General features: G+C 39.8%; 8 protein-coding genes and 1 pseudogene. 7 read left to right on the forward strand and 2 right to left on the reverse strand.

The window, feature by feature from the left end; all coding sequences use genetic code 11:
• Positions 1-216: 216 nt before the first annotated feature.
• The 3 genes from L652_RS0117650 (at position 217) to L652_RS0117660 (ending at position 1,798) form a co-directional block, all read left to right on the forward strand.
• On the forward strand, positions 217-705 hold the full coding sequence (locus tag L652_RS0117650; RefSeq protein WP_024603582.1) for a DUF3087 domain-containing protein: 489 nt from the start codon (positions 217-219) through the stop codon (positions 703-705).
• A gap of 34 nt (positions 706-739) precedes the next feature.
• Positions 740-1,189, forward strand: a complete 450-nt coding sequence (locus tag L652_RS0117655; protein ID WP_002961928.1) for a low molecular weight protein-tyrosine-phosphatase — start codon at positions 740-742, stop codon at positions 1,187-1,189.
• Positions 1,190-1,288: 99 nt separating this feature from the next.
• Positions 1,289-1,798 (forward strand): hypothetical protein, encoded by a 510-nt coding sequence (locus L652_RS0117660; protein ID WP_024595744.1) that lies wholly within the window; start codon positions 1,289-1,291, stop codon positions 1,796-1,798.
• Between the two features lie 67 nt (positions 1,799-1,865).
• Here L652_RS0117660 and L652_RS0117665 read toward each other — a convergent pair whose 3' ends face one another.
• Both L652_RS0117665 and L652_RS0117670 read right to left on the reverse strand, forming a co-directional pair.
• The gene (locus L652_RS0117665; RefSeq protein ID WP_024595743.1) at positions 1,866-2,981 is read right to left on the reverse strand and encodes an energy transducer TonB; all 1,116 of its coding nucleotides are present in this window, start codon (positions 2,979-2,981) and stop codon (positions 1,866-1,868) included.
• Between the two features lie 92 nt (positions 2,982-3,073).
• The gene (locus L652_RS0117670; RefSeq protein ID WP_024595742.1) at positions 3,074-4,186 is read right to left on the reverse strand and encodes an energy transducer TonB; all 1,113 of its coding nucleotides are present in this window, start codon (positions 4,184-4,186) and stop codon (positions 3,074-3,076) included.
• Between the two features lie 251 nt (positions 4,187-4,437).
• On the opposite strand from L652_RS0117670, the gene ribA reads away from it, so the two are divergent.
• The 4 genes and pseudogenes from ribA to alaS all read left to right on the forward strand — a co-directional run.
• Complete coding sequence (ribA, locus tag L652_RS0117675; protein WP_002961931.1) at positions 4,438-5,061, forward strand: GTP cyclohydrolase II; 624 nt, start codon at positions 4,438-4,440, stop codon at positions 5,059-5,061.
• Between the two features lie 81 nt (positions 5,062-5,142).
• A pseudogene (locus tag L652_RS01000000124050) lies at positions 5,143-5,932 on the forward strand (BPSS1780 family membrane protein).
• Positions 5,932-6,384 (forward strand): regulatory protein RecX, encoded by a 453-nt coding sequence (locus tag L652_RS0117685; RefSeq protein WP_002961933.1) that lies wholly within the window; start codon positions 5,932-5,934, stop codon positions 6,382-6,384. Before L652_RS01000000124050 ends, L652_RS0117685 begins: the two are co-directional and overlap by 1 nt.
• A 19-nt stretch (positions 6,385-6,403) precedes the next feature.
• Positions 6,404-8,910: alanine--tRNA ligase (alaS, locus tag L652_RS0117690; protein ID WP_024595740.1), on the forward strand; the 2,507-nt coding region annotated here is incomplete at its 3' end.

Below are 8,910 nucleotides of genomic sequence, written 5' to 3' on the forward strand. Positions count from 1 at the left end.
GATAACGGCAGTCGATGTTTTAATAAATACTGGGTTGTTAGGTACTTCAAGTGTGTGCATAAGCCGCTCCAAATTTTATTGACCACTACTATTAGGGTGTTTTCAAAGCTATAACGGGTGGCAAATCAAAAAGGGGTGAAATAATTTTATAAAAAATGTGGGGTTTAGTTACAATAGCCATTCGCATTCTTTTACTTATTAACTTTTTAGGCTGTTATGCAACTCATTGAAATAAATAAAGCGCGTTACCGTAAACATTTAAACCGTGTTATTGCAGGATGCGGTATTGGTTTGGCTGTAGGCAGCTTGGCTATATCGCAAACGCTGNAAAGTGGTAGCCACTTTCATTGGAACTTAATAGGCGTTGCTATTACAAGCGTTGGGCTTGCGTGGTTACTTAATAAATACCGTACACATAGCTTTATGACTGAAGTTGTTTATGTGTGGGAGCTTAAAAAAGCACTTAATAAAATAACCCGTAAAATGGCTAAGTTAAAAGCCGCTGGCCGTGAAGGTAATGCCGATGCGTTATTAGCGATTCATTATAGCTACGCGGGCTCTCGGTTATTGTGGCAACTAGACGATAACCTAATCACCATGGACGATTTAGCCATTAAACAAGCTGAGCTCGAATCTGTTGCAGCGCAACATAACGTAACGCTTAACGTTGAAGATTACGATGAAAGCATTTTAAAACAGTTTTAAAGCTTAGGTTTTTAAATTAGTTAGAGGAGCCTCAATGAAAAAAGTACTCATAGTGTGTTTAGGTAATATTTGCCGCTCGCCAACCGCAGAGGCGGTATTAAAAGCCCGTGCTAAAAAACTAGGTGTTAACGTTAAAGTAGATTCGGCAGGGACTATTGGTTACCACGAAGGTAAAACGCCTGATAGTCGCTCAATGGCAGCAGGGGAGAAGCGTGGTTACAGCTTTAAAGGTATTTATTCACGTAAAGTGCGTACAAGCGACTTTACTGAGTTTGATTTAATTTTAGCGGCCGATACGCAAAATTTAGCTGATTTAAAAGCCCAGTGCCCTGAGCATCTACAGTACAAATTAGCGCTTTTTTTAGAATATGGCGAGCAAGCCCAAAGCGCTATTCCCGATCCCTATTACGGCGGCGATGATGGCTTTGAAAATGTGCTCAATTTAATAGAAGCGGCTAGCGATAAAATACTCGCTAAAATTTAATCCCTATTTTATTACTAAAGCTAAATTTAACGAGCTTTTAGTCGTATTGCATGGCGTCCCTAAAGTAAGTACATTTTATACTTACTCAAAGGGAACTTTATGAAAATAAAAATATTACTACTCACTTTATCTATCGCTTCTTGTTCTACTTTTGCTAATGATGTTAGTTTTTCGATTGGGGGTGGCTATCCTTACTTAGTTATTCCTGAGGTATCTTTATCGGCTAACGACGACACACAACGCTGGTATGCAAACTATAAACTAGGCCTTGATGATGGATTTTCTGCCGGTTTTGAACAAGCGGTTAGCGATAATAAAAAACATGCTTTTGGCGTACTTGTGGGCGCTATTGGTGCAAGAGATACAGACCAAGAGTGTGAAAGTTCAACTAATGATGTAGCAACTGACTTTGCTAATACGCTAGGTTGTGTAATTGGCGGTATTTTTGATGAAGAAACAACAAACGGCATAGGGCTTACGTACAACTACAACTTTAATGGATTGAACAGCGCTGGTTTTAGATTAGAGCTAGATGTGGGCTACGGTAAAGCAAGCGATAGCAATGAAAAAAGAGCCGATGGCGGAATTAGCGTAAGTTATGAATTTTAACTACGTAGAATTTGTATTAGTTGGTATTAAAAAAGACGCTTAAAGCGCCTTTTTTAATGAGCCGCTTTTAGTGGCGGTTAATTTTAAAGTCGAGTTGTACCTGAGAAATAGCGCTAACAGGTTTGCCATTTTCAAACTTTGGCGCGTAACGCCATTGCTCAAGCGCTGCTTTGGCTGATTTTTCAAATGCGCTGCCGCCTTCTGAGCTAAGTACTTTTGGGTTTTTTACAAAGCCAGCTGCGTCTACCTCAAACTCCATAACAACGCTACCATCGGTACTAAACCTGGCTTTGTTAACTGGGTATTTAGGATTAACACGATAGAGTGGTGTTTGCTCTTGCGATTCTTTCCATGGCACCATTTGAGCGATAGCTAGGCAATGTTTAGTTGCTTCTTCGCTTTTACCTTGCTTTTCGTACAGGCCTACAAGCTTTGAATGAGCTGTTAGCTCTGCACTGTGATCAAAGTTTAAGTTACTATCGAATACAGTAACTATACGGTTTAGCCTTTCAATCGCTTGATTGTATCTTTTACGACCCTCTGCGAATGAGGCCATTAAAAAATCGGCTTTTATGCGCTCTAGTGAGTTTTCAGGTAAGTTTTCTTGGTAGTATTCGTCGGCTTCTTCTAGGTAGTTTTTAGCCTCACGATATTTTTTAGAACTAAACTTTTTAGCCAGTAGCGTTGCAGCTTCAAGTTTCATGTCGGCTACAAACTTAGGGTTATTTTGTGTTTTAGCTATACCTATTACTTGTTCTAAAAAGTTAGCTGCTTTGTAAGCTGATGTTGTGTAGTTAGCTTTTCCGAGCAGTGCATCAACTGTTTCTATTGATTGTTTGCCGTGGTTTGCAGCTAAAATAGTATGTGCTTCATCATAAAGTGCAAAACGTTGTTCGTTTAGCTCATCGCCGTAGCCTTTAATAGCTTTAGCGTAGTTAATAGCTAAGTTAGCAGTATTGTCGTCGCTTTTACCGTAAACGGCTTTACCTGATGTGTAAGCAAGTTTGGCAGTTTGTTGTACGTTTTCGTCTGCTTTAACTGCTGCTAAATAGCTTTGGTATGCTTGGTTAAATACCGTTTGAGGATCGCTTGCTTGGCTGGCGAATGCTGTAGTGCTTAAAGTTGTTGCGCTTAAAGTAGATAAACTTAAACCGATAAATAAAGCGAGTTGCTGACGTTTCATAATAATCCCTATTAACTTTTAAATTGAAACTAGGTTGACGTAATTACAACAGTTTCTTATTAATATAATTTTTGACTGAATGGTAAAACTACTTAAAGGCGTTCAAAATACAGTTCAGCTTGTGTTGTTGCATTTACAGGTTTTCCATTTTTAAACTTTGGAGCGTAACGCCATTGTTTAACAGCGGCTATCGCTGATTTTTCAAATGCTTTAGAACCCTCAGAACTAATAACCTTAGGACTTTGCACAAAGCCATGGGTATCAACTGTAATCTCTAATATAACTATTACATGACTTTTAGTTTCACCGCGAGGGTATATAGGCTCGGTTATGTAGAGTGGATTTTGCTCTGAGGTATTTTTCCAGTGCGTATTTTTAGCAAAGGCTAAGGCGTGTTTAGTCGCTTTATCGCTTTCATCTTGTTTTTCATATAGCTGAACTAAGCCAACATGCGCATTAAGCTCAAAGCTTTGATCTAAATTTTTATATTTATCAAATAAGCCAACTATACGGTTTAGCCTTTTAGTTGCTTTGTCGTAATCTTTACGGCCACTCTCAAATGAAACCATTAAAAGGTCAGACTTTATACGCTCTACTGCATTATCAGGTAGCTGGGCTTGGTAATATTTATCTGCATCTTGAGCGTATATTTTCGCTAAAGAGTATTCGCTATGGCTAAACCTATAAAGTAATGTTTCTGCAGCTTCAAATTGCATATTGGCGACAAGGCCTGGGATATTTTGTAATTCAGCGATTTTAATGAGTTGCTCAAAGTTTTTGACTGCGATATATGATTTATTGGTATGAGTGGCTTTGGCTAGTAGCGTATCCATAGTCTCTATTGAGTTTTCACCATAGTTTTTAACTAAAATACGGTGGGCCTGTGAATACAAATCAAACCGTTTCTTTTCATTGCCATTCCCTATAACCATAATGTTCTTTGCAGTATAATTATTGATGGCTTTGGCGTAGTTAATAGCAAGGTTCGCGGTTTCATTGCTATTTTCTCCATATAGAGCGAGCCCTTTTTGATAGGCAAGTTGTGCTTCTTTTTCAGCTTGTTCTTTGGCTGCAACAAATGCTGAGTCAGTTTCTTCGGCGTTTGCAGATACAACTTGAATGCTATTTACTTGGTTTGCGAAAGTGCAGTTAGCAAAGGCTAATAAGCTTAATCCTATTGATATGGCGAGCTGTTGGTGCTTCATAATAATCCCTATTATTTATCAGCCCATAAAATTACCAAAACTATCAAGGCCTGTCATTATTTTAGGTAAATTAAAGTAAACAAGCGAGGTTGTAATATTCGGGTTATTAATTGCTTAACAATCATTGAAAATAACGCCTGTCGTCGCCATATAATTGCCATAAACAGTCTTGTACTACGGTGTATTTATCCTATTTTGTGATACTATCACTTTATTGTCGTGTCGTAGTTATTTAAATATTTGGATTTGTCGTGGCGCAAGTAAGAGCAAGAGTCCAGCTTAAAGTTGGCAGAAATAGTGATATCCCTGCAGAAATAATCTCATTTACTGATTTAAAAGATGGTAAAGAACATATTGCTATGGTGTTTAATAACGCCGATACAGAGCAAGATGTACCGCTAATTCGTATGCATTCAGAATGCCTAACGGGCGATGTATTTTACTCATCGCGTTGTGATTGTGGTGAGCAGCTAAATGAATGTATTGAAATGATGCACGAGCAAGGCGGTATTTTATTGTATTTACGCCAAGAAGGCCGTGGCATTGGTTTATACAACAAAATAGACGCTTACGTATTGCAATCGCAAGGTATGAACACCTACGAAGCTAATAATCATTTAGGCTTTGCTGATGATTTACGTGACTTTTCGGATGCGGTATTAATGCTCAATGCGCTTAATTTAAGTCACGTTAAATTAATGACTAATAATCCTAAAAAGCTTAATGCATTAAAAGATGCCGGTATTAATGTTGACTCGGTTGTGGGCACACATGCGCACATTAAAGCGGGTGTTGCGGGTAATAAATCGTACCTAGAAACAAAAATTAAGCATGGCGCGCATATGTTAGATATTAAGAAAATTAAAAAACCTTAATTATTTAATTACGTTTCGTCTATTAATCCCCCCTCACGCCAAGTTATACTTGGCGTGTTTCGTTTTAAATTAAGAGCAAGTATGTCTACACAATTACGAATTTTTAAAGCCGATGCAGGGCTAAAGTGGTTAAAAGCCGGATGGCTTATTTTTAAAACCCAGCCAGCAACCTTTATTTTTATGCATTTATTTATTGGCATTGTAGGGCTGCTGTCTTTATTTTTACCGCTGCTGCAAGTAGTAGCAGCACTCGCTACGCCATTTTTAACCGCAGGGTTTTACCAAGCGGTGCTTAGTAAGCAACAGGGCGGAAAAATTATGCTAGCNCGATATTCTCAAGCCATTTACGGCTAAGGGAAATCGTTTAGGGTTATTACGTTTAGCACTTTATCAAATGGGTGCGGGTATTTTAATGGCGTTACTTGCTAATGGCTTATTTGCCGATGCAGTGGCTGTTATGAGCCAACCAGGACTTGATCCAAACGTAGCACTTGAGCAAATGCTTGAGAGTATTTCGGGCGCGAATGTAATTTTATTTTTTATGGCAATGCTAATTTATTTAACGGCATTTGCGTACGCTGTGCCACTTGTTTATTTTAGTAAAGAAACACGCATTTTAACGGCGCTTAAAAAATCGTTAATGGTGTTTTATCATAACATTTTGCCACTTGGCGTTTTTGGCCTTATTTGCGCATTATTTATGGCGCTTTCGATGTTCTTATCGTTCTTACCACTGTTGATTTTAATGCCGATTTGCTACATTAGCTTTTTTGTATCTTATCAAGCTATTTTTATGCCTGTTGTACCATTAAGTGACGACATTAATGTTAAGCCACTTAGCAGTGAAACAAGCGGACGTTTTGACGCTTAATGGATGATAAATTAAAGCAAAAACTAAAAAACTATGTACTTTGGTTACTAGGGCGCCAAGAATATTCGCGTCGTGAGTTAACGCTCAAATTACAGCAAAAAGAAGCGACAGAAGAGTTTATTGAAACGCTGCTTGATTGGTGCGAAAAGCACAATTTTATTAACGAGCAGCGATACTGTGAAGGCTTTGTAAGAAAACACATATTTAAATGCCACGGGCTTAAGCGAATACAAAGCGAAGCTATGGGCAAAGGGATTGATCGTTCGCTACTTGAAATGGTAGTTGAAGAGCTTGAAATAGATTGGTTTGAGCTTGCGCAGGATGCGTACAATAAAAAATATTCGAATACACCGCCAGATCTCGATTACAAAGATAAAGCTAAGCGCGTGCGCTACTTAATGTATCGGGGTTTTAGCTACGATGAAATTAATTTTGCAATGCAAGCACAGTAAATACAGGTGAGACTTTCAAATGCAGCACATGACTACCGCACAAATTAGGCAACAGTTTTTAGACTTTTTTGCCAGCAAGCAACATCAAATAGTACCTTCTAGCTCGCTTATACCGGGTAACGATGCCACGTTGTTATTTAACAATGCCGGCATGGTGCAATTTAAAGATGTATTTTTAGGCGCAGAAAGCCGCCCTTATACACGTGCGACAAGCTCGCAGCGCTGTGTACGTGCTGGCGGTAAGCATAACGATTTAGAAAACGTAGGCTACACTGCTCGCCACCATACATTTTTTGAAATGTTAGGTAACTTCAGCTTTGGCGATTACTTTAAGCAAGACGCGATTAAGTTTGCGTGGGAGTTTTTAACTGAGGTTGTTAAATTACCTCAAGAAAAACTGCTTGTTACTATTTATCACGATGATGAAGAAGCGTTTGAGTACTGGTCAAAAGATATTGGCTTAAGTGAAGATCGTATTATTCGTATTGCGACCTCTGACAACTTTTGGTCTATGGGCGATACTGGTCCATGTGGTCCGTGTTCTGAAATATTTTATGACCATGGTGAGCATATTTGGGGCGGACCTCCGGGCACTCCAGAGGAAGACGGCGACCGTTTCATCGAAATTTGGAACCTTGTATTTATGCAATACAACCGTCAAAGCGACGGTACTATGTTGCCTCTACCTAAGCAATCTGTTGATACAGGAATGGGCCTTGAGCGTATTTCTGCAATTTTGCAGGGTGTGCATTCAAACTACGAAATCGATTTATTCCAAGGCTTAATTGCAGCAGCTGCAAGTGTAACTAACGCGCAAGATATGGACGATAAGTCACTACGCGTAGTGGCGGATCATATTCGTTCGTGTGCGTTTTTAATCTCTGACGGTGTTATGCCATCTAACGAAGGTCGTGGTTATGTACTACGTCGTATTATTCGTCGTGCTGTGCGCCACGGTAATAAGTTAGGTGCGCAAGGTTCGTTTTTCTATAAGTTAGTTGCTGCGCTAATTGAGCAAATGGGTCAAGCGTACCCAGAGCTTGCTAAGCAACAAGAAATTATCGAAAAAGTATTACGCATTGAAGAAGAACAGTTTGGTAAAACACTTGAGCGTGGCTTAGCTATTTTAGAAGAAAGCTTAAGTGACCTTAAAGGCGATATTATACCGGGCGACTTAGTATTTAAACTTTACGATACGTATGGCTTTCCAGCTGATTTAACGGCCGATGTTGCGCGTGAGCGCCAGATGACGATTGATCATCAAGGTTTTGAAGAGTGCATGGCTGTACAACGTAAAACAGCGCAACAAGCGGGTAAGTTTGGTGCTGATTACAATGAGCAATTAAAATCAGAAAAGCTTACAGAGTTTAAAGGCTACGACAGCACGCACCATAGCGCGACAGTGGTAGAAATTTTTGCCGGTGGCGAAGCTGTTCAGTTATTAGAAGATGGTCAACAAGGTATTGTAGTATTAGACCGCACACCGTTTTACGCTGAATCAGGCGGCCAAACGGGCGACACGGGTACTATTACAGTTGCTGGTGGCGAATTTAATGTTACTAATACCACTAAACTTGGTAATGCTTTTGCTCACCACGGTACTGTGCAAGGTCGCATTGGTGTTAACGATAAAGTGGATGCGACTATTGATGATGCACGCCGCGATAGCATTAAGAAAAACCACACAGCTACACATATTTTACACGAAGCACTACGCCAATTATTAGGCGACCATGTAGGCCAAAAAGGCTCACTTGTTCAGCCTGATCGTTTACGTTTTGACTTTTCGCACTTTGAAGCGGTTACTAAAGATGAGCTACGTGAAATTGAGCGTGTAGTTAATGACGAAATTCGTCGTAACTTCGCACTTAATACTGAGCTTATGGCTATTGATGATGCTAAAGCGAAAGGTGCTATGGCGTTGTTTGGCGAAAAGTATGATGACGAAGTACGTGTAGTTACTATTGGCGACTACTCTATTGAGCTTTGTGGTGGTACTCACGTTGAGCGCGCAGGCGATATTGGTTTATTCAAAATTGTATCTGAAAGTGGTATTGCCGCAGGTGTCCGCCGAATTGAAGCGGTAACCGGTGCTGATGCAGTTGCTTATGTTAGCGAGCAAGAGCAACAATTACATGATGTAGCTGCTTTAGTTAAAGGCGATAGCGCATCGGTACTTGAAAAAGTAACTGCGTTGCTTGAAAAGTCTAAAGGTCTTGAAAAGCAAATTGCGCAACTTAACGATAAGTTAGCAAGTGCAGCGGGTGCATCTTTACTTGATTCGATTGTTGAAATTAACGGCGTTAAGCTACTTGTAGCAAATGTTGAAGGTACTGAATCTAAAGCGCTTCGCGGTATGGTTGACGACCTTAAAAACAAGATTGGCTCAGGTGTTATTGCTCTTGGTGTTGCCAGTGGCGACAAAGTAAGCCTAATTGCTGGTGTAACTAAAGACTTAACAGGCAAAGTAAAAGCCGGTGAGTTAGTTAACCACATGGCAGGCAAAGTAGGTGGTAAAGGTGGCGG

The sequence above is a fragment of the Pseudoalteromonas sp. TB25 genome (assembly GCF_000497995.1).
Lineage (GTDB): Bacteria > Pseudomonadota > Gammaproteobacteria > Enterobacterales > Alteromonadaceae > Pseudoalteromonas > Pseudoalteromonas distincta.